The 19,822-nt window shown below is 62.1% G+C and carries 21 protein-coding genes; 19 read left to right on the top strand and 2 right to left on the bottom strand.

What is annotated here, in order from left to right; all coding sequences use genetic code 11:
• Positions 1-127 precede the first annotated feature (127 nt).
• The 14 genes from flhA to EGJ27_RS11985 all read left to right on the top strand — a co-directional run bounded on the left by flhA (position 128) and on the right by EGJ27_RS11985 (position 14,560).
• On the top strand, positions 128-2,257 hold the full coding sequence (gene flhA / locus EGJ27_RS12050) for a flagellar biosynthesis protein FlhA (protein ID WP_125830968.1): 2,130 nt from the start codon (positions 128-130) through the stop codon (positions 2,255-2,257).
• A gap of 11 nt (positions 2,258-2,268) precedes the next feature.
• Positions 2,269-3,600: a flagellar biosynthesis protein FlhF gene (gene flhF, locus EGJ27_RS12045; RefSeq protein WP_125830967.1), complete on the top strand. Its 1,332-nt coding sequence runs from the start codon at positions 2,269-2,271 to the stop codon at positions 3,598-3,600.
• Positions 3,601-3,715: 115 nt separating this feature from the next.
• The gene (gene fleN, locus EGJ27_RS12040) at positions 3,716-4,549 is read left to right on the top strand and encodes a flagellar synthesis regulator FleN (protein WP_003343974.1); all 834 of its coding nucleotides are present in this window, start codon (positions 3,716-3,718) and stop codon (positions 4,547-4,549) included.
• Positions 4,546-5,286, top strand: coding sequence for an RNA polymerase sigma factor FliA (fliA, locus tag EGJ27_RS12035; protein WP_125830966.1), 741 nt, complete (start codon positions 4,546-4,548; stop codon positions 5,284-5,286). Before fleN ends, fliA begins: the two co-directional genes overlap by 4 nt.
• Positions 5,287-5,537: 251 nt before the next feature.
• On the top strand, positions 5,538-5,912 hold the full coding sequence (locus tag EGJ27_RS12030; RefSeq protein ID WP_177523005.1) for a chemotaxis response regulator CheY: 375 nt from the start codon (positions 5,538-5,540) through the stop codon (positions 5,910-5,912).
• 19 nt (positions 5,913-5,931) lie between these two features.
• Positions 5,932-6,717 carry a protein phosphatase CheZ gene (locus tag EGJ27_RS12025; protein ID WP_125830964.1) on the top strand — a complete coding sequence of 262 codons (786 nt, stop codon included), beginning with the start codon at positions 5,932-5,934 and terminating at the stop codon, positions 6,715-6,717.
• Positions 6,718-6,749: 32 nt separating this feature from the next.
• Positions 6,750-8,996, top strand: coding sequence for a chemotaxis protein CheA (locus tag EGJ27_RS12020; protein WP_125830963.1), 2,247 nt, complete (start codon positions 6,750-6,752; stop codon positions 8,994-8,996).
• 50 nt (positions 8,997-9,046) lie between these two features.
• The gene (locus EGJ27_RS12015; RefSeq protein ID WP_125830962.1) at positions 9,047-10,216 is read left to right on the top strand and encodes a chemotaxis response regulator protein-glutamate methylesterase; all 1,170 of its coding nucleotides are present in this window, start codon (positions 9,047-9,049) and stop codon (positions 10,214-10,216) included.
• Complete coding sequence (locus EGJ27_RS12010; RefSeq protein ID WP_125830961.1) at positions 10,216-10,956, top strand: flagellar motor protein; 741 nt, start codon at positions 10,216-10,218, stop codon at positions 10,954-10,956. The genes EGJ27_RS12015 and EGJ27_RS12010 overlap by 1 nt, the downstream gene beginning before the upstream one ends.
• Positions 10,957-10,962: 6 nt before the next feature.
• A complete protein-coding gene (gene motD, locus EGJ27_RS12005; protein ID WP_125830960.1) occupies positions 10,963-11,850 on the top strand; it encodes a flagellar motor protein MotD in 888 nt (295 codons plus the stop codon).
• Between the two features lie 46 nt (positions 11,851-11,896).
• Positions 11,897-12,685, top strand: a complete 789-nt coding sequence (locus tag EGJ27_RS12000) for a ParA family protein (RefSeq protein WP_125830959.1) — start codon at positions 11,897-11,899, stop codon at positions 12,683-12,685.
• A gap of 102 nt (positions 12,686-12,787) precedes the next feature.
• Complete coding sequence (locus tag EGJ27_RS11995) at positions 12,788-13,621, top strand: CheW domain-containing protein (protein WP_125830958.1); 834 nt, start codon at positions 12,788-12,790, stop codon at positions 13,619-13,621.
• A gap of 57 nt (positions 13,622-13,678) precedes the next feature.
• Positions 13,679-14,158, top strand: a complete 480-nt coding sequence (locus EGJ27_RS11990; protein WP_003370201.1) for a chemotaxis protein CheW — start codon at positions 13,679-13,681, stop codon at positions 14,156-14,158.
• Positions 14,159-14,560: a DUF2802 domain-containing protein gene (locus EGJ27_RS11985; RefSeq protein WP_125830957.1), complete on the top strand. Its 402-nt coding sequence runs from the start codon at positions 14,159-14,161 to the stop codon at positions 14,558-14,560.
• A gap of 343 nt (positions 14,561-14,903) precedes the next feature.
• Here EGJ27_RS11985 and EGJ27_RS11980 read toward each other — a convergent pair whose 3' ends face one another.
• Positions 14,904-15,227: an EscU/YscU/HrcU family type III secretion system export apparatus switch protein gene (locus EGJ27_RS11980; protein ID WP_125830956.1), complete on the bottom strand. Its 324-nt coding sequence runs from the start codon at positions 15,225-15,227 to the stop codon at positions 14,904-14,906.
• Complete coding sequence (locus EGJ27_RS11975) at positions 15,227-16,834, bottom strand: flagellar hook-length control protein FliK (protein WP_125830955.1); 1,608 nt, start codon at positions 16,832-16,834, stop codon at positions 15,227-15,229. The genes EGJ27_RS11980 and EGJ27_RS11975 overlap by 1 nt, the downstream gene beginning before the upstream one ends.
• 192 nt (positions 16,835-17,026) lie before the next feature.
• On the opposite strand from EGJ27_RS11975, the gene ccmA reads away from it, so the two are divergent.
• The 5 genes from ccmA to ccmE are packed head-to-tail and all read left to right on the top strand — an operon-like array spanning position 17,027 to position 19,821.
• Positions 17,027-17,668, top strand: a complete 642-nt coding sequence (gene ccmA / locus EGJ27_RS11970) for a cytochrome c biogenesis heme-transporting ATPase CcmA (RefSeq protein ID WP_125830954.1) — start codon at positions 17,027-17,029, stop codon at positions 17,666-17,668.
• Positions 17,665-18,336 (top strand): heme exporter protein CcmB, encoded by a 672-nt coding sequence (ccmB, locus tag EGJ27_RS11965; RefSeq protein WP_125830953.1) that lies wholly within the window; start codon positions 17,665-17,667, stop codon positions 18,334-18,336. Before ccmA ends, ccmB begins: the two co-directional genes overlap by 4 nt.
• A 54-nt stretch (positions 18,337-18,390) precedes the next feature.
• Entirely contained in the window at positions 18,391-19,179 is a 789-nt protein-coding gene (locus EGJ27_RS11960) for a heme ABC transporter permease (protein ID WP_125830952.1), read from the top strand.
• Position 19,180: 1 nt separating this feature from the next.
• On the top strand, positions 19,181-19,357 hold the full coding sequence (ccmD, locus tag EGJ27_RS11955) for a heme exporter protein CcmD (protein ID WP_125830951.1): 177 nt from the start codon (positions 19,181-19,183) through the stop codon (positions 19,355-19,357).
• Positions 19,354-19,821 carry a cytochrome c maturation protein CcmE gene (gene ccmE, locus EGJ27_RS11950; protein WP_125830950.1) on the top strand — a complete coding sequence of 156 codons (468 nt, stop codon included), beginning with the start codon at positions 19,354-19,356 and terminating at the stop codon, positions 19,819-19,821. Before ccmD ends, ccmE begins: the two co-directional genes overlap by 4 nt.
• Position 19,822: the final 1 nt, after the last annotated feature.

The following is a 19,822-nucleotide window of genomic DNA, read 5'->3' as shown; positions in this document are numbered from 1 at the left end:
GCACACCGCCGCCGCGTAACACCATGCCACACCTGCCGTTGTCAAAGTTGGACAGCTTTTTGCACTAAGTCGAATCAGGTCGCCAAAGGCGTCAAAGTTTTGATTTAGTGCGCAGGGTGAAGAATCAGTGGAACGTTCTCAGATAATCAGTAGCGCACGTAGCAACCTGGCAGGGCTGGGCCGCGGTCAGCTGGGCGTGCCGCTGTTGCTGCTGGTCATGATGGCCATGATGATGTTGCCCATCCCGCCGTTCCTGCTGGATGTGTTCTTCACCTTCAACATCGCTCTGTCGATCGTGGTTCTGCTGGTCTGCGTCTATGCCCTGCGGCCGCTGGACTTCTCGGTGTTCCCCACCATCCTGCTGGTCGCCACGCTCTTGCGCCTGGCGCTGAACGTCGCTTCCACCCGCGTGGTCATGCTCCACGGCCAGGACGGCCACGCCGCCGCCGGCAAGGTGATCCAGGCCTTCGGTGAGGTGGTGATCGGCGGTAACTACGTAGTCGGTATCGTGGTCTTCGCGATCCTGATGATCATCAACTTCGTGGTCATCACCAAGGGCGCCGGCCGTATCTCCGAGGTGAGCGCGCGCTTCACCCTCGATGCGATGCCCGGCAAACAGATGGCCATCGACGCCGACCTCAACGCTGGCCTGATCGATCAGCCCGAAGCCAAGCGCCGCCGTGCCGAAGTGGCCCAGGAAGCCGAGTTCTACGGTTCCATGGACGGTGCCAGTAAATTCGTACGCGGCGACGCCATCGCCGGCCTGCTGATTCTGTTCATCAACCTCATCGGCGGCATGCTGGTCGGGATCTTCCAGCACAACATGGCCTTCGCTGAGGCGGGTCGTGTCTACACCCTGCTCACCATTGGTGACGGTTTGGTGGCACAATTGCCATCACTGCTGTTGTCCACCGCTGCGGCGATCATGGTGACCCGTGCTTCCGGTTCGGAAGAGATGGGCAAAATGATCAACCGCCAGATGTTCACCTCGTACAAGGCGCTGGCCGTTTCCGCGGCGATCATGGTTGTGATGGGCCTGGTACCGGGCATGCCGCACTTCGCGTTCATCAGCCTGGGCCTGGTGGCCGGCGGTGCCGCGTACCTGCTGTGGAAGAAAGAGAACCGCGTACAGGTCGAAGCATTGGCTGAAGTGCAGCGCCAGCAGGATCTGTTGCCGTCGCCGACCCGTGCGCAGGAAACCAAGGAGCTGGGTTGGGACGATGTGACGCCGATTGACATCATCGGCCTGGAAGTGGGTTACCGCCTGATCCCGCTGGTGGATCGCAACCAGGGCGGTCAGTTGCTGGCGCGGATCAAGGGTGTGCGCAAGAAGCTGTCTCAGGAACTGGGCTTCCTGATGCCGACGGTACACATTCGCGACAACCTGGACCTGGCGCCGAGCGCCTATCGTTTGACGCTGATGGGGGTAATCCTCGCCGAAGCGGAGATCTACCCAGATCGCGAGCTGGCGATCAACCCGGGCCAGGTGTTCGGCACGCTCAACGGCATCACCGCCAGAGACCCTGCGTTCGGCCTGGAAGCGGTATGGATCGAAGTCAGCCAGCGCAGCCAGGCGCAGTCGCTGGGTTACACCGTGGTTGATGCCAGTACTGTGGTGGCAACGCACCTCAACCAGATTCTGTACAAGCACTCCCATGAGCTGATTGGCCATGAGGAAGTCCAGCAACTGATGCAATTGCTGGCCAAGAGCTCGCCTAAACTGGCTGAAGAGCTGGTGCCGGGTGTGCTGTCGCTGTCGGCGCTGTTGAACGTATTGCAGGCATTGCTGGCCGAACATGTACCGGTACGCGATATCCGCAGCATTGCCGAGGCTATCGCCAACAACGCCGGGAAGAGTCAAGATACCGCCGCTCTGGTGGCGGCGGTGCGGGTCGGTTTGAGCCGCGCCATCGTGCAAAGCATTGTAGGCATTGAGCCGGAGCTGCCTGTTATCACCCTCGAGCCAAGGTTGGAACAGATATTGCTCAATAGTTTGCAGAAGGCTGGTCAGGGTCAGGAAGAAGGCGTTCTGCTTGAACCGAGCATGGCTGAAAAGCTCCAGCGTTCGTTGATCGAGGCAGCCCAGCGTCAGGAGATGCAAGGGTTGCCGGTAATTCTCCTGGTAGCGGGTCCGGTTCGGGCCATGCTGTCACGATTTGGACGATTGGCTGTACCGAACATGCATGTTCTGGCGTATCAGGAAATTCCTGACAACAAGCAAGTCACCATCGTAGCGACTGTCGGGCCTAACGGCTGAGGTAAAGAGTCATGCAAGTTAAGCGATTTTTCGCCGCCGATATGCGTCAGGCCATGAAGCTGGTTCGCGATGAGCTGGGCGCGGAAGCGGCCATCATCGGTAACCGGCGCATTGCCGGCGGTGTCGAGCTGACTGCCGCTCTGGATTACAAGCTGTCCGCGCTGGCCCCTCGGGTGCCGAACATGGAGCTGGAGGACGAACTGCGCAAGACCCAGTCGCGTATCGTCTCCGCCCAGGCCGAGCTGAATAATCGCAGCGACAGCGACGCGTCGATCAACCTCCAGTTGTTCTCCGGCAAGCCGCTGACCGCTGCCGATACGCACATCGAGCCAACGCTCGAAGAGCCACCGCGTCCGTATTCGTACGCGCCGCCGCCTGCCGCAGCCGAACCTGCCGGTGGCCAGCGCGCCTATGAGTCGATGCGTTTCGAATTGAATGGCCTGCGTGAGCTGCTGGAAGTCCAGCTTGGCTCCCTGGCCTGGAACCAGCTGCAGGGCAGTCGTCCGCAGCAGGCCAACCTGTGGCGTCGCCTGCAACGTGTCGGCCTGTCCGGCCCGCTGTCCCGCGACCTGCTGGCGATGATTCCCGACATCGATGAGCCGCGTCAGGCCTGGCGCATGCTGCTGGCGCACCTGGCGCGGATGATTGCCGTGCCGGAAGTCGAGCCGCTGGAAGAGGGCGGTGTGATTGCGATGGTAGGTCCGGCCGGCATGGGCAAGACCACCACCCTGGCCAAGCTGGCGGCGCGTTACGTGCTCAAGTACGGCGCGCAGAACCTCGCCCTGGTCAGCATGGACAGTTTCCGTATCGGCGCGCAGGAGCAGCTCAAGACTTTGGGCCGCATCCTCAACGTGCCGGTGACGCATGTGGACCCTGGCCAGTCGCTGGCCCAGGCGCTCGAACCCCTGCTGCGCAAGCGCGTCGTGTTGATCGACACCGCCGGCCTGCAGGCCAGCGATCCGGCACTGCGCCTGCAGCTGGAAAGCCTGGCGGGTCGTGGCATCAAGGCGCGCAATTACCTGGTGCTGGCCACGACCAGCCAGAAGCAGGTGTTGTCTGCGGCGTATCACAGTTACAAGCGTTGTGGCCTGGCCGGATGCATTCTGACCAAGCTTGATGAAACCGCGAGTCTCGGCGAAGTCCTGAGCCTTGCTATCAGCCATGAGTTGCCCGTGGCGTATCTGACTGACGGGCCACGCATTCCTGACGATGTGCATCTGCCGCGCCGTCACCAGTTGGTGAGCCGTGCAGTCAGTGTGCAGATGCAGGATGAACCGAGTGAGGAAGCGATGGCTGATATGTTTGCCGACCTCTATCACAGCCCCGGCAAGAGAGTGGGTTAAGTGATGGATATTACTGGAATGTCCCTGCATCGATGGTCTGCCAGGCATTGTTCACCCGCGAACGTGCAGCCCGTAATGTGGCTTCGGTCTACGCAAGACAAGGTAAAGAAATAACATGGGCAGCATGCATCCCGTTCAGGTCATTGCGGTGACCGGTGGCAAAGGTGGCGTAGGCAAGACGAACGTGTCGGTGAACCTTTCACTGGCATTGGCCGAACTCGGCCGACGCGTCATGCTGCTTGACGCCGATCTGGGTCTGGCCAACGTCGACGTTCTGCTGGGGCTCACACCCAAGCGCACGCTGGCCGATGTCATGGAAGGGCGTTGCGAGTTGCGCGACGTGCTCCTGCAAGGTCCGGGCGGGGTGCGTATCGTGCCTGCCGCTTCCGGCACCCAGAGCATGGTGCACCTCTCGCCTGCCCAGCACGCCGGCCTGATCCAGGCGTTCAGCGAGATTGGCGACAATCTCGATGTGCTGGTGATCGACACGGCCGCCGGGATCGGCGAGTCGGTGGTCAGCTTCGTGCGCGCCGCCCAGGAAGTGCTGCTGGTGGTCTGCGACGAGCCGACTTCCATCACCGACGCCTACGCATTGATCAAGCTGCTCAACCGCGACTACGGCATGAACCGTTTCCGGGTGCTGGCCAACATGGCGCAAAGCCCGCAAGAGGGTCGCAATCTGTTCGCCAAGCTGACCAAGGTCACCGACCGCTTCCTGGACGTTGCCCTGCAATACGTCGGCGCCGTGCCTTACGACGAATGCGTGCGCAAGGCCGTGCAGAAGCAGCGTGCGGTCTACGAAGCGTTCCCGCGTTCCAAGTGCGCCCTGGCTTTCAAGGCCATCGCGCAGAAAGTAGACACCTGGCCGTTGCCGGCCAACCCACGGGGTCACCTTGAGTTCTTCGTCGAGCGACTTGTCCATCAGACCAGCGCAGGGCCAGTTCAATGACTGCGAGCGGCTTCCAAATGTATAGCAAGGCATCCAGAAATTCGCAGTACGAGCTGATCGAGCGCTATGCGCCTCTGGTCAAGCGGATCGCTTACCACTTGCTGGCGCGCCTGCCGGCCAGCGTGCAGGTCGAGGACTTGATCCAGGCCGGCATGATCGGTCTGCTGGAAGTGTCGACCAAGTACGACTCCACCAAGGGTGCGAGTTTCGAGACTTACGCCGGTATCCGGATTCGCGGCGCGATGCTTGACGAGGTGCGCAAAGGTGACTGGGCGCCTCGCTCGGTGCATCGAAACACGCGCATGGTCAGTGATGCGATTCGTGCAATCGAGTCGAAAACCGGCCGTGACGCTAAAGATCACGAAGTTGCGGCCGAACTCCAGTTGAGTCTCGACGATTACTACGGGATTTTGAACGATACCCTGGGCAGCCGACTGTTCAGCTTCGACGACCTGTTGCAGGACGGCGAGCATGAAGGGCTGCACGAGGATGGCGCGAGCGGTTCGCTCGAGCCGTCACGCGACCTGGAAGACGAGCGCTTCCAGGCCGCGTTGGCCGAAGCAATTGCCAATCTGCCGGAGCGTGAGCGTCTGGTGTTGGCGCTGTACTACGACGAGGAGCTGAACCTCAAGGAAATCGGTGAGGTCCTGGGAGTCAGCGAATCACGTGTCAGCCAGTTACACAGCCAGTGCGCAGCTCGTTTGCGAGGGCGTTTGGGAGAGTGGCGAGCCCGTTGACGGACAGCCCGCGTCCTTGAGGGCGCGGGTCGTTCGCATACCGGCTGTGCAAAGCGTTACGTGGTAGCAGGACGGATTCACGAGCGGCCTTTCGGGTACTCCCCGATGGCCGCTCGCGGTATGTGCCTGTTGTTGTGCCAAGCCCGTCGTGTTTCGTACAGCCGGGGGTGTGCTGTGCCAGTATTGAGTGAACAGCGTGTTCAGGTGCTGAACGCGTCAAAGACTGCTTGGAGGTCGAATTGGACAAGAACATGAAAATCCTCATCGTTGATGACTTCTCAACGATGCGGCGGATCATCAAGAACCTGTTGCGTGACCTTGGGTTCACCAACACCTCGGAAGCGGATGACGGTATTACCGCGCTGCCGATGCTGCAAAGCGGCTCGTTTGATTTTCTGGTGACCGATTGGAACATGCCTGGCATGTCCGGTATCGATCTGTTGCGTCAGGTCCGTCTGGACGAGCGCCTCAAGAGCCTTCCCGTGCTGATGGTAACCGCCGAAGCCAAGCGTGAGCAGATCATCGAAGCTGCCCAGGCCGGTGTGAACGGTTATGTCGTCAAGCCGTTCACAGCCCAGGTGCTGCAAGAGAAGATCGAAAAGATCTTTGAACGCGTCAATAGCTGATGCATGCCGCGAGGGCGCTATGGAGAACAAAGATTCAATGGGTGACTTCGAGTCGACCCTGAAGAGACACGCACATGAACTCGTCACCAGCCTGGAAAAAGGCCGGTTCGGCGAAGCCGTGCAACTTATCCATGAGCTTAACCAGACCCGGGATCGCGGCCTGTATCAGGAAGTCGGCAAACTGACGCGCGAGTTGCACAGCGCGATCGTCAATTTTCAGATTGACCCGCACATGCCGCAAGCCGAAGAAGTGTCCCAGATCACGGACGCGACCGAGCGTCTGTCGTACGTTGTACGACTGACCGAAGGCGCGGCCAACCGCACCATGGACCTGGTCGAGCAGAGCACACCGTTGATGAACGGCCTGAGCTCCGACGCCAAGGCCCTGAGTGCGGACTGGGGGCGTTTCATGCGCCGTGAGATCGGTGCCGAAGAGTTTCGTGAGCTGGCCAAGCGGGTCGACGGTTTCCTGACGCGTAGCGAAAAGGAAACCCACGCCGTCGCCGGTCACCTCAACGACATTCTGCTGGCCCAGGATTATCAGGATCTCACCGGCCAGGTGATCAAGCGCGTTACGCAGCTGGTCACTGAAGTGGAGAGCAATCTGCTCAAGCTGGTGCTGATGGCCAGCCATGTCGATCGCTTTGCCGGGATCGAACATGACGCCGAAGCGATGCTGGCCGAAAAAGATCCTAAAAAACATCTCACTCAGGGTGAAGGTCCGCAGATTCATGCCGATAAACGTGAAGACGTCGTATCCGGTCAGGATGATGTAGACGATCTGCTATCGAGCCTCGGCTTCTAGGTCTGTTGACGGTTAATTTTAGGGAGCACCCCATGAGCTTCGGCGCCGATGAAGAAATCCTTCAGGATTTTCTGGTAGAGGCCGGCGAGATTCTGGAGCAGTTGTCGGAGCAATTGGTCGAGCTGGAAAGCCGACCGGATGATGCCGACCTGCTCAATGCAATTTTTCGCGGTTTTCACACTGTAAAAGGGGGCGCCGGCTTCCTCCAGCTCCATGAGCTGGTGGAGTGCTGCCACATCGCCGAAAACGTGTTCGACATCCTGCGCAAGGGTGAACGACGCGTCGATTCCGAACTGATGGACGTGGTCCTGGAAGCACTGGACACCGTCAACAGCATGTTTGGTCAGGTTCGCGAACGCACTGAGCTTACGCCTGCCACGCCGGAACTGCTGGCCGCGCTGTCGCGTCTGGCCGAACCGGAAGCGGCCCAGGCCGCGGAACCCGAACCTGTGCCTGAAGCGGCTCCGGTCGCGGCTCAAGAGCCTGCCGGCGACGACATCACCGACACCGAATTCGAGCAACTGCTCGACTCGCTGCAGGGCGCCAAGTCCGCAGCCATTGCACCTGCCGCACAAGCGCCTGCGCCTGCAGCGGGTGATGAAATCACCGATCAGGAATTCGAATCGCTGCTCGATCAGCTGCATGGCAAGGGCAAGTTCGCGGCCGAAACCGCTGCGGCTCCTGCGCCTGTTGCCGCGCCGTCGAGTGCGGAAAAACCGGTCGCCGGTGACGAAATCACCGATGACGAATTCGAAGCCTTGCTGGATCAACTCCACGGCAAGGGTTCCTTCGACGGCGCGGTCGCGGCGTCGGCTCCGGCGGCGGCCGTCAAGGCTCCGGCTCCGGCAGCCAAGGCTCCGGCCGCAGCGGCTTCGGACGAGATCACCGATCACGAATTCGAAAGCCTGCTGGATGAATTGCACGGCAAGGGCAAGTTCGAACCTGCCGCCGTGACCGGCGGTGCCGCACCGGCTGCGCCTGCTGCACCGGCAGCGGCGCCCAAGCCAGCTGCGGCGGCTCCTGCTCCTGCTCCTGCTCCTGCCGCCAAGCCGGCGCCGGCACCTGCCCGGGCACCTGCCACCGGTGGCGACAAGCCTGCGGCTTCGGAAGCGGAAACCACCGTGCGGGTCGATACCGCGCGCCTGGACGAGATCATGAACATGGTCGGCGAACTGGTGCTGGTACGTAACCGCCTGGTTCGCCTGGGTCTCAACAGTGGCGACGAAGCCATGTCCAAGGCGGTTTCCAACCTTGACGTGGTAACGGCCGACTTGCAGACCGCGGTCATGAAAACCCGCATGCAGCCTATCAAGAAGGTTTTCGGTCGCTTCCCGCGACTGGTTCGCGACCTGGCTCGCCAGCTCAAGAAAGAAATCAACCTGGAGCTGGTCGGTGAAGAAACCGACCTGGACAAGAACCTCGTCGAGGCACTGGCCGATCCGCTGGTCCACTTGGTGCGCAACGCGGTCGACCACGGTATCGAAACACCGGAAGAGCGCGAAGCCACGGGCAAGTCCCGCGGCGGTCGGGTGATTCTGGCGGCCGAGCAGGAAGGCGACCACATTCTGTTGTCGATCTCCGACGACGGCAAGGGTATGGACCCCAATGTCCTGCGCTCCATTGCCGTCAAGCGCGGCGTGATGGACAAGGACGCGGCCGATCGCCTGAGCGACAGCGACTGCTACAACCTGATCTTCGCCCCGGGTTTCTCGACCAAGACCGAGATTTCCGATGTGTCTGGTCGTGGCGTGGGCATGGACGTGGTGAAAACCAAGATCTCCCAGCTCAACGGCTCGATCAACATTTACTCTACCAAGGGCCAGGGCTCCAAGATCGTCATCAAGGTGCCGTTGACCCTGGCGATCATGCCGACCCTGATGGTGATGCTGGGCAACCAGGCGTTCGCCTTCCCGCTGGTCAACGTCAACGAGATCTTCCACCTGGACCTGTCGACCACCAACGTCGTCGATGGTCAGGAAGTGGTGATCGTGCGTGACAAGGCCCTGCCGTTGTTCTACCTCAAGCGCTGGCTGATTTCGTCCGCCGCGTATGAAGAGCAGCGTGAAGGGCATGTGGTCATCCTGTCCGTTGGTACTCAGCGCATCGGCTTTGTGGTCGATCAGCTGGTGGGCCAGGAAGAGGTGGTGATCAAACCGCTGGGCAAGATGTTGCAAGGTACACCGGGCATGTCCGGCGCCACCATCACCGGTGACGGCCGTATCGCCCTGATTCTCGATGTACCCAGCATGCTCAAGCGTTACGCCGCCCGGCGTATTTGATTCTGGGGTCGCGGGCAGCCTGGCTGCCTGCGGCGCCTATTGGAGTGTTTATGGCAGTCAAGGTCCTGGTGGTGGATGATTCCGGTTTTTTCCGGCGCCGCGTCACGGAAATTCTTTCTTCGGACCCCAACATCGAGGTCGTCGGTACGGCGACCAATGGCAAGGAAGCAATCGAACAAGCCCTGGCACTCAAGCCGGATGTGATCACCATGGACTACGAAATGCCGATGATGGATGGCATTACGTCGGTTCGCCACATCATGCAGAAGATCCCCACTCCGGTCCTGATGTTCTCTTCGCTGACGCACGAAGGTGCCCGCGTCACGCTGGATGCGCTGGATGCCGGCGCCGTGGACTTCCTGCCCAAGAATTTCGAAGACATCTCGCGCAACCCGCAGAAGGTCAAGCAACTGCTGTGCGAGAAGATCAACAGCATTTCACGCAGTAACCGGCGCTTCAGCGGATTCGCTGCGAGCAGCACCGCGCCTGCACCTGCACCGGCTACAGCGTCCGCCGCACCGGCGACCGGGCGCGCGCCTGCGCCTGCACCCGCGCCGGGTCGTGCCGTGCCGCCACGCCGGCCGGCCTCGCCCGCGCCGGCCCCAGCGTCCGGGCATTCCCATGCGCCGGCTCATCACTCGCCCGCGCCCAAGCGCAAGCCTTACAAGCTGGTTGCCATCGGCACTTCCACCGGCGGCCCGGTGGCTTTGCAACGGGTTCTGACTCAACTGCCTGCCAGTTTTCCGACGCCGCTGGTGCTGATCCAGCACATGCCGGCTGCCTTCACCAAAGCTTTCGCCGAGCGTCTGGACAAGCTGTGCCGGATCAGCGTCAAGGAAGCCGAGGACGGCGACGTGCTGCGTCCCGGCCTGGCGTTGCTGGCGCCCGGCGGCAAACAGATGATGGTCGACAGCCGCGGCGTCGTGAAAATCCTGCCCGGTGACGAGCGCCTCAATTACAAGCCCTGCGTGGATATCACCTTCGGGTCGGCGGCCAAGTCCTACGGCGACAAGGTGCTGGCGGTGGTGCTCACCGGCATGGGTGCCGACGGCCGCGAAGGTGCGCGCCTGCTCAAGCAGGGTGGCAGCACCGTGTGGGCTCAGGACGAGGCGAGCTGTGTGATCTATGGCATGCCGATGGCTGTCGTGAAGGCTGATCTGGCGGATGCGATCTATAGCCTGGACGATGTCGGTCGGCATCTGGTCGAGGCGTGTATCTGATGGATGTTCTGAGCCTTATCGGTCTTATCCTGGCATTCGTGGCAATCATTGGCGGTAACTTTCTCGAAGGCGGTCACCTCAGTGCGCTGCTCAACGGCCCCGCGGCATTGATCGTGCTGGGCGGAACCCTGGGCGCATCGTTGTTGCAGGCGCCCATGAGCGCGTTCATGCGGGCCATGAAAATCGTCAGCTGGATCCTGTTTCCCCCGCGTATCGACCTGGCCAGCGGCGTCGACCGGGTGATCGGCTGGAGCATGACCGCCCGCAAGGAAGGCCTGCTGGGCCTGGAAAGCGTCGCGGATGGCGAACCTGACAATTACGCGCGCAAAGGCCTGCAATTGCTGGTCGACGGTGCCGAGCCGGAAGCCATTCGCAGCATCCTGGAAGTGGATTTCATCACCCAGGAAACCCGTGATCTGCAGGCAGCCAAGGTGTTCGAGAGCATGGGCGGCTATGCGCCGACCGTGGGCATCATCGGCGCGGTCATGGGCCTGATCCACGTGATGGGCAACCTGGCCGACCCAAGCCAGCTGGGCAGCGGGATCGCGGTCGCGTTCGTCGCCACCATCTACGGCGTCGCCTCGGCCAACCTGATTCTTCTGCCGGTCGCCAACAAGCTCAAGGCCATCGTCCATCGTCAGTCGCGCTACCGGGAAATGCTGCTCGAAGGCTTGCTGTCCATCGCCGAGGGTGAAAACCCGCGCTCCATCGAACTCAAGCTGCAAGGCTTCATGGAGTAACAGGTCATGGCCCGCCGTCGTCAGCCCGAAGAGCACGAAAATCATGAGCGTTGGCTGGTGTCCTACGCCGACTTCATCACTTTGCTGTTCGCGTTTTTCGTGGTGATGTATTCGATTTCCTCGATCAACGAAGGCAAATACAAGATTCTTTCCCAGGCGCTGGTTGGCGTATTCAACGACTCCGAGCGCAGCATGAAGCCAATCCCCATCGGCGAGCAGCGGCCGTTGTCGGTCAAGCCCGCCGAGCCGCTGGTCAAGGACAGCGAACAGACCGACGCCGGTATCGGCCAGAGTTCCTCGGACGCGCTGCAGAGCATTGCCGACGAGGTGCGCGCCGGATTCGGCGACCTGATCAGCTCCGACCAGATGACCGTGCGCGGCAACGAGCTGTGGATCGAGATCGAACTCAATTCCAGCCTTTTGTTCGGCAGCGGCGACGCGATGCCCAGCGACCAGGCATTCAACATCATTGAAAAGGTGGCCGGGATCGTCAAACGCTTCGACAACCCGATTCATGTGGAAGGGTTCACCGACAACCAGCCGATCAGCACCGCGCAGTACCCCACCAACTGGGAACTGGCCTCGGCGCGCTCGGCCAGTATCGTGCGCATGCTGGCCATGGACGGCGTCAATCCGGCGCGGCTGGCCTCGGTGGGGTACGGCGAGTTCCAGCCCATTGCCACCAATGCCACTGCGGCTGGGCGTGCCAAGAACCGTCGGGTGGTGCTGGTCATCTCCCGCAATCTGGAAGTGCGCCGCAGCCTGACCAGCAACGGTTCGGCCAATGTGCAGCCGGATGCGGCGCTCAGGCGCGCTGGCACACAAACTGCACCAGTGCCAGCGAGGCCGCCGGTACGCACTAACACTGTCAATTCTCCGTCGCCTGCTCCCTAGTCATCTTCTCTGGTATGGACGTCGTTGTGCGCAAGGAAAAACATCAATGAGAGTCTGGGCAGTTGCCAACCAGAAAGGTGGAGTCGGCAAGACCACCACGACCATCGCCCTGGCCGGCCTGCTGGCCGATGCCGGCAAGCGCGTGGTGGTGGTCGATCTGGACCCGCACGGCTCGATGACCAGCTACTTCGGGCACAATCCCGATGAACTGGAGCACAGCGCGTTCGACCTGTTCCTGCACAAGGGCGCGGTACCGGCCGGCTTGCCCGGCCAGCTGCTGTTGCCGACCAGCGACAAACGTATTTCCCTGATTCCTTCCAGCACTGCCCTGGCTACCCTGGAACGTCAGTCTCCTGGCCAGAGCGGCCTTGGGCTGGTGGTCGCCAAGAGCCTGGCCCAGCTGTGGCAGGATTTTGACTACGCGCTGATCGACAGCCCGCCGTTGCTGGGAGTGTTGATGGTCAACGCGCTGGCGGCCAGCCAGCAACTGGTGGTGCCGGTGCAGACCGAATTTCTCGCGGTCAAGGGCTTGGAGCGTATGGTCAACACCCTGACCATGATCAACCGCTCGCGCAAGACGCCGCTTCCCTACACCATCGTGCCCACGCTGTTCGATCGCCGTACCCAGGCGTCGATGGGAACCCTGAAGCTGTTGCGCGACAGTTTTCCCGAACATGTCTGGCAGGCTTATGTGCCGGTCGACACGCGCCTGCGCGACGCCAGTCGGGCGGGCCTGACACCCTCGCAGAACGATGCCCGGAGCCGCGGCGTGATCGCTTATCGGGCCTTGCTCAAACATCTGCTCGCCGAACAGCTTTCCGCTCAGGTGGCCTGACATGCGTGCTCATTCTTTCTCCATGGTCCGCTCAAGTCGGACCTCGATGCGGCCGATAACAACATCAGGCGGCAATCGCTCCATTTATCGTTGGGTCCTGGCATGAACCGCCCCATAGAAGTTGCAACACGACCCAAAGTGGCATTGCAGTCCTATCTGGATGCCTTGCTGCAGGACGCTACCGCAGAGCTGGATGAACCCTCTGTCAGCGTCGATGAATTCCAGGCGGCCGTGCTCGAAGAGCAGGCCCTCGACGCGCGTGCGCAGGCCCGGGTGAAGGCTGTGGCTGCGCCAGTCATCGCCGCCGCGCCGGTAGTGGTGCCTGCGCCTGTGGTGGCCGAACAGGTCGTTGCGCCGAAACCGGCCCAAGTCCAGGTGCCGGTGGTGGAGCTGGTCGAGCCGGTGGCCGAGCTGAGCGTCATGGGCGCACAGCGCACGCCGACGCCGCCGCCGGCCCGCGAAGGTCGTCCGGCCTGGGCCGACGAACCGTTCGAGTGCCTGCTGTTCGATGTCGCCGGGCTGACGCTGGCGGTGCCGCTGGTGTGTCTTGGATCGATCTACCCGTTGGCCGGTCAGGAGCTCACGCCCCTGTTCGGCCAGCCGGACTGGTTTCTTGGAATCCTGCCGTGCCAGGCAGGCAACCTGAAAGTGCTGGATACCGCGCGCTGGGTCATGCCTGACCGCTACCGCGATGATTTTCGCCAGGGATTGCAGTACGTGATTTCGGTGCAAGGGTACGAGTGGGGGCTGGCGGTGCATCAGGTCAGCCGTTCGCTGCGCCTGGACCCCAACGAGATCAAATGGCGCAGTCAGCGAGGGCAGCGCCCCTGGCTGGCGGGCACGGTGATCGAACACATGTGCGCGTTGCTGGATGTAGCAGAGTTGGCCGAGTTGATAGCCAGTGGCGCGGTCAAGCAGTTCAACAAGTCGAAATAATCATTGGGCAGGCGCCGAACGCGTCGCCCGCAGAGAACACACGTGAGGGTTAGCGGTATGAATAAGTCGTCTGCACAGGGTTCCGAAGATCCTATCCTGCAATGGGTCACCTTCCGCCTGGACAATGAGTCATATGGCATCAATGTGATGCAGGTCCAGGAAGTGCTGCGCTACACCGAGATCGCTCCGGTGCCGGGTGCTCCAAGCTACGTGCTGGGTATCATCAACCTGCGCGGCAATGTGGTGACCGTGATCGACACCCGTCAGCGCTTCGGCCTGGCGCCGGTGGAGGTCAGCGACAACACTCGTATCGTGATCATCGAAGCCGACAAGCAAGTGGTCGGAATCCTGGTCGACAGCGTGGCGGAAGTGGTCTACTTGCGTCAGTCCGAAGTCGAAACCGCGCCGAACGTGGGTAACGATGAGTCGGCCAAATTCATCCAGGGCGTTTGCAACAAGAACGGCGAGCTGTTGATCCTGGTCGAGCTGGACAAAATGATGTCCGAAGAAGAGTGGTCCGAGCTGGAGAACATCTGATTGATTTTTGAGGTCGCTGTCATCGTACTGGGCATTCTCTGGGCCGTGACCCTGGGCATGTTGGTGTCTCAAACCAAGCGTCAGCGCAAGCTCGATGCCGAGCGTGACGAGGCCGATGCCCAGCGCGATCAGCGGATTCGGGACCTGGCCAGGCGTCTGGACAACTACCAGGGCGGCACGGTGCGCATGGGCGAAGCCCTGCATGAGTTGCGCGCCATCGTCGCCCCGTTGCCGGACAAACTGACGGTACTGGAGCAGCGCGATCCCTCGACGCTGTCCTTCGCCCAGGCCGCGCGCCTGGTCGGCATGGGCGCCAGCGTCGAAGAGCTGACCCAGTCCTGCGGCCTGACCCAGGCCGAAGCCCAGCTGATGACCAAACTGCACGGCAACACCCCTAAATAACCCCCCTCGCTCCGCTGATTTCTGTAGGAGCGAGCTTACTCGCGAAGGCGGTATTTGGGCCGATGCATGGTCTGAAGCCGCACCGGCCTCATCGCGGACAAGCGGAGCGCCGCCCGGTCCGCTCCCACAGGTCCGCCAACCAGTCAGTTAGGAAGGTAAGACAGTCGGCTCCCTCCCACAAGGTTGTGCCTTGGTCAGTAAGCAGACCCGTTATCGAGCCATCTGTGTTTTCTCCCAGCATTGTCGCAAGCCAGGGGGCACGCAGATATCTGTGGGAGGCAGCTTGCTGGCGACGGCGGTTTTCCAGGCGCTACATGCGCTGTGGATGTACCGGCCTTTCTGTTCAGCCCCTCGGCGTAATATCCCGCTCCACCGGTGGTGCATCCGGGTCCTGGCCGGCGGGGAATTTGCCTTTCAGGTGCCAGGCAAAGGCGATGATTTCCGCGATGGTGCGGTACAGCGGCTCAGGAATGCTATCGCCCAGTTCCATGCGCGCCAGCAGCTTGACCAGCTCGGCATTCTCATAGATCGGCACTTCGTATTCCCGGGCAATCGCCAGGATCGCTTCGGCCAGTTGGTCGTCGCCCTTGGCGCTCAGGGTCGGTGCCTGCTGGCCGTCGTAGGTCAGGGCAATGGCCTGACGGGGTGTGTGGTCGGGTTGGCTCATCAGGCGTTCTCGTCGATCCAGCGTTGTTCGAGCGACGTGCGCGGCCCCTGGGCAGGCACGCCGTGGTTGCAGGCCAGTTCACCGACCGCCAGACCGCACGCCACCAGCCGCTCACGCAAATGACCCAGCTCTTGGCCGATGAGCAGCGCGCTGTCCGGGCGTTCGGCCCACAGCTGACTCGACAGCGTGCCACGCAGCAACTGCGCCTGAACCTGCAACGGCCCCAGCGGTTCCAGATCGAACGCCAGTTCTATCTTCCACAGCTTTTCCCGGTTCTCGCCGATTTCGCCGGCGTCCCGCTCTTCAGCGCTGCCATGCTGTTCGGGCGTGTCTTCGCGCTGCACCTTGACCTGCAACGGCACGATGTCATGGGCGTTGCGCATCGGAATCTCGGTTTGCCAGGTGGTCACCTGGGTGCCATCGGCGTTGGTGCGGGTCTGTTCCAGGCCACCCAGTTGATGGCTCTGCAACCGGGATACGGCCGCCGCCGCCAGTTTCAGCAGTAGCTCAAGATCGTCCTCCTTATCGCCGCCGCCCAGATTGCGCGCGGGCAGCGGGAAACTGCCGGGCGGGGTACGCGGCGCGACCATCCCCAGGGTCCCCAGCGCGCTTCGGACCAGATTCGGCATGGCGCGGGCCAGGGTGTTCGAAGCGGCGGCCGCACCGTAGGACGCATTGTCCGGCAGACCGGGCAGGATCTGCGCGATCAACCGCATCAGATTGGCCTTGAGGTCCGGCGTCTGCATCGGGTCAAGGCCGCTGAGCAGCCTGGCTTCCATGAACAGGCCACTGGCATTCAACGCCTGAGCGACACCGGCCGGGCTGGTCATTTGTTTGAGATCCGGAATGCCGGCCAGCACCTGTTCAACGGCGGCCTGCAATGCCGGGCTGCCACTGGTCGTCGTGCGCGGCAGGTTCTGCAAGGCATTGAGCAAGGTGTCCAGCGAGCCTTGGCGGTTCTGCTGGGTGGTCAGCTGCTGCGTCAGCGCCAGTTGATCCATGCGGCCGGGCAGGGCGACGAAACTCAGCGCCTGATTGCCCTGCACCTGAGCGCTGAGCAGACTGCCGACGGTGAGAGGCTGTGGGCTGTCGATGGTCAGACTGGCGCCGGACTGCGCCGTGTTGAGCAGCATGACGATGGAGCGATACACCGCAGGCGTCGCCGCTTGGCCGGCCAGCTGGCTCACCGCCTGGGCCACCACCTGAGTGGTCAGCACCTTGCCTTGCAGCAACGTGCCGACCGGCAGTTGTCGGGTATCGATGCTGGTCAGCGAGTTTTTCAACGCCGTATTGATCTGCTGCAAGGTCAGCGTCAGTTCATTGGGCGATGCTTGCGCCACTTGCAGGCTGGTGCCGGGCGTGAAGGGCAGGGTGCTGGTGACCGGCAGGCTGGTTTGCGTGCCATTGGCGGAAATCAGTCGCAGCAACAGTTGGAAATTCTGGTCGACCTGTTTGAGGGCGACGACTTCGGCGTCCACGGTTTCACCCTGTGGCACCAGATTTTGCGATGCCTGCAGCAACGTCAGCACTTGAGCCTGGGTAATGCCCGCGCGCAGCTGCGCCGTGGAGGGCACGGCCGGGGGAACGCTGGTGATGTCACCTGTCATTTGGATGAACCTGCGCAAGTTGCCCGTCGGATAAGAGGGCATACATGTATAATGCTGGCCATTTTGCAGTGGCCGGACGCAACGAAGTTGCACCAATGTAACGGCCGTTTCAATCCCGACTTGAACCGCCTGGTGCCTGGCCGGTGCCGCACTCGGCGCTTTCGCAGCGCCCATGCCGTTCTGGAAACCCTGATGACCCGTGCGACTCCACTTCTGCAAGCCAGCGACCTGTGTTGCGAACGGGACGGTCGGCTGCTGTTCGAGAACCTCGTCGTGTGCCTCCAGGCAGGCGACATGATTCAGGTCAGCGGCCCCAACGGCAGCGGCAAGACCAGCCTGCTCAGGCTGCTGGCCGGCCTGATGCAGCCCACCGCCGGCGAAGTCCTGCTTGACGGCCTGCCGTTGCAGCGACAGCGAACGGAGCTGGCGCGCAATCTGCTGTGGATCGGCCATGCGGCAGGCATCAAGGAACTGCTGACCCCTGCGGAAAACCTGTCCTGGTTATGTGCGTTGCATCAGCCGGTCGGCGAGGCGGACATCGAATCGGCGCTGGCAGCCGTTGGCCTGCGCGGCTTCGAGGATGTTACCTGTCACACCTTGTCGGCCGGTCAGCAGCGACGGGTGGCGCTGGCCCGCCTGTACCTGCCCGGCCCGCCGATCTGGATTCTCGATGAACCCTTTACCGCGCTGGACAAACAGGGCGTCGCGCAGCTCGAAGCGCATCTGGCCCGGCACTGCGAGCAGGGCGGCATGATCGTGCTGACCACCCACCACAATCTGACGCAGACGCCGGCCGGCTATCGGGACCTTGATCTGGGACAGGGGCCGGTATGAAGAATGTCTTTACCCTGTTGCTCATCCGCGAAGCACGGCTGCTGGTTCGCCGTCCGGCGGAGCTGGCCAACCCACTGGTTTTTTTCGCTATCGTGATTGCATTGTTCCCTTTGGCCGTCGGGCCGGAGACTCAACTGTTGCAGACCTTGTCGCCGGGCCTGGTGTGGGTAGCGGCCCTGCTGGCCGTGCTGCTGTCGCTGGACGGGCTGTTTCGCAGCGATTTCGAAGACGGATCCCTCGAACAATGGGTCCTTTCCCCGCACCCATTGCCGGTGCTGGTGCTGGCCAAAGTGCTGGCCCATTGGGCCTTTTCCGGGCTGGCGCTGGTGTTGCTGGCGCCGCTGCTGGCGTTGATGCTCGGCCTGCCGGGCCGTTGCCTGCCGGTATTGCTGTTTTCCCTGTTGCTGGGCACGCCGGTCCTGAGCCTGCTGGGCGCGGTGGGCGCTGCCCTGACTGTCGGCCTCAAGCGAGGTGGCCTGTTGCTGGCCTTGTTGATCCTGCCGCTGTATATCCCGGTCCTGATCCTGGGCAGCGGCGCACTCCAGGCGGCACTGCAAGGCATGCCGACCGCCGGTTACCTGCTGTGGCTCGGCAGCCTGGCTGCCCTGGCGGTAACCCTGACACCCTTTGCCATAGCGGCTGGCCTGAAGATCAGCGTCGGCGAATAATTGAGGTTGCGAACGGGCGCTGTCCGGCTCGCGCAAAACCCTGGATGCACCGTGATGAAAAGCAATGTGATCAAAAGCAGCATCAGCTGGGCCTGGTTCCACAAGCTCGGTTCACCGAAATGGTTCTATGGCACCAGCGCGCGCCTGATGCCGTGGCTCGCTATCACTGCCGCACTGTCGCTGGCGGTGGGCCTGGTCTGGGGCCTGGCGTTCGCGCCGCCGGATTACCAGCAGGGCAACAGCTTCCGGATCATCTACATCCATGTGCCCGCCGCGATGCTGGCGCAGTCCTGCTATGTGATGCTGGCAATCTGCGGCGTGGTGGGGTTGGTGTGGAAGATGAAGCTGGCGGATGTGGCACTGCAATGCGCGGCGCCCGTCGGCGCCTGGATGACCGCGCTGGCGCTGGTCACCGGCGCCATCTGGGGCAAGCCGACCTGGGGCTCATGGTGGGTGTGGGATGCGCGACTGACCTCGATGCTGATTCTGCTGTTCCTGTACTTCGGCCTGATTGCCCTGGGCAATGCCATCCGCAATCGTGACAGCGCGGCCAAGGCCTGTGCGGTACTGGCCATCGTCGGCGTGGTGAACATCCCGATCATCAAATATTCGGTGGAGTGGTGGAACACCCTGCACCAGGGCGCCACCTTCACCCTGACCGAAAAACCCGCGATGCCCATCGACATGTGGCTGCCGCTGCTGTTCACCACCCTGGGTTTCTACTGCTTTTTCGGTGCGGTGCTGCTGTTGCGCATGCGCCTCGAAGTGCTCAAGCGTGAAGCGCGCACCCAGTGGGTCAAGGCAGAGCTGCTTCGCAGCCTCGGTCACGGGAAAGGGGAATAAGGTGAGTTTCGAGTCATTCAGCGATTTTCTGGCCATGGGCCGTCACGGCCTGTTCGTCTGGTCGGCGTACGGCATCGCGCTGCTGGTGCTGGTCATCAATGTGGCGCTGCCGGTCATGGCGCGTCGGCGTTATCTGCAACAAGAGGCGCGTCGTCTGCGCCGGGAGAGCTCAACGTGAATCCTGCGCGCAAGAAGCGCCTGTTGATCATTCTCGCCATTCTGGCCGGCGTCGGTGCGGCGCTCGCCCTGGCGCTCAGTGCTTTGAAAGAGAACATCAACCTGTTCTACACCCCGACCCAGATCGCCAATGGCGAAGCGCCGCTGGAGACCCGCATCCGCGCCGGCGGCATGGTTGCCCAGGGTTCGTTGCAACGCTCGGCAGACTCGCTGGACGTGCGTTTCGTGGTCACCGACTTCAGCAAATCGGTGACCATCACCTATCGCGGCATCCTGCCGGATCTGTTCCGCGAAGGGCAGGGTATTGTCGCCCTCGGAAAACTCAACGCCGACGGCGTGGTGGTCGCCGACGAAGTGCTGGCCAAGCACGACGAAAAGTACATGCCGCCTGAAGTCACCAAGGCCCTCAAGGACAGTGGGCAAGCGGCACCGGCTCCGGCCCCCACACCATCGAAACAGGGTTGAT

Source organism: Pseudomonas sp. v388 (genome assembly GCF_003935425.1).
Classification (GTDB): domain Bacteria; phylum Pseudomonadota; class Gammaproteobacteria; order Pseudomonadales; family Pseudomonadaceae; genus Aquipseudomonas.
Note: the sequence above shows the minus strand (reverse complement) of the source record. Positions and strands in the feature narration are given on the sequence as shown.

Bases quoted from the DNA above. Each gene is read 5' to 3' on its own strand.
- flhF (WP_125830967.1), top strand. From the start codon at position 2,269: ATGCAAGTTAAGCGATTTTTCGCCGCCGATATGCGTCAGGCCATGAAG.
- fleN (WP_003343974.1), top strand. From the start codon at position 3,716: ATGGGCAGCATGCATCCCGTTCAGGTCATTGCGGTGACCGGTGGCAAA.
- fliA (WP_125830966.1), top strand. From the start codon at position 4,546: ATGACTGCGAGCGGCTTCCAAATGTATAGCAAGGCATCCAGAAATTCG.
- EGJ27_RS12030 (WP_177523005.1), top strand. From the start codon at position 5,538: ATGAAAATCCTCATCGTTGATGACTTCTCAACGATGCGGCGGATCATC.
- EGJ27_RS12025 (WP_125830964.1), top strand. From the start codon at position 5,932: ATGGAGAACAAAGATTCAATGGGTGACTTCGAGTCGACCCTGAAGAGA.
- EGJ27_RS12020 (WP_125830963.1), top strand. From the start codon at position 6,750: ATGAGCTTCGGCGCCGATGAAGAAATCCTTCAGGATTTTCTGGTAGAG.
- EGJ27_RS12015 (WP_125830962.1), top strand. From the start codon at position 9,047: ATGGCAGTCAAGGTCCTGGTGGTGGATGATTCCGGTTTTTTCCGGCGC.
- EGJ27_RS12010 (WP_125830961.1), top strand. From the start codon at position 10,216: ATGGATGTTCTGAGCCTTATCGGTCTTATCCTGGCATTCGTGGCAATC.
- motD (WP_125830960.1), top strand. From the start codon at position 10,963: ATGGCCCGCCGTCGTCAGCCCGAAGAGCACGAAAATCATGAGCGTTGG.
- EGJ27_RS12000 (WP_125830959.1), top strand. From the start codon at position 11,897: ATGAGAGTCTGGGCAGTTGCCAACCAGAAAGGTGGAGTCGGCAAGACC.
- EGJ27_RS11995 (WP_125830958.1), top strand. From the start codon at position 12,788: ATGAACCGCCCCATAGAAGTTGCAACACGACCCAAAGTGGCATTGCAG.
- EGJ27_RS11990 (WP_003370201.1), top strand. From the start codon at position 13,679: ATGAATAAGTCGTCTGCACAGGGTTCCGAAGATCCTATCCTGCAATGG.
- EGJ27_RS11980 (WP_125830956.1), bottom strand. From the start codon at position 15,227: ATGAGCCAACCCGACCACACACCCCGTCAGGCCATTGCCCTGACCTAC.
- EGJ27_RS11975 (WP_125830955.1), bottom strand. From the start codon at position 16,834: ATGACAGGTGACATCACCAGCGTTCCCCCGGCCGTGCCCTCCACGGCG.
- ccmA (WP_125830954.1), top strand. From the start codon at position 17,027: ATGACCCGTGCGACTCCACTTCTGCAAGCCAGCGACCTGTGTTGCGAA.
- ccmB (WP_125830953.1), top strand. From the start codon at position 17,665: ATGAAGAATGTCTTTACCCTGTTGCTCATCCGCGAAGCACGGCTGCTG.
- EGJ27_RS11960 (WP_125830952.1), top strand. From the start codon at position 18,391: ATGAAAAGCAATGTGATCAAAAGCAGCATCAGCTGGGCCTGGTTCCAC.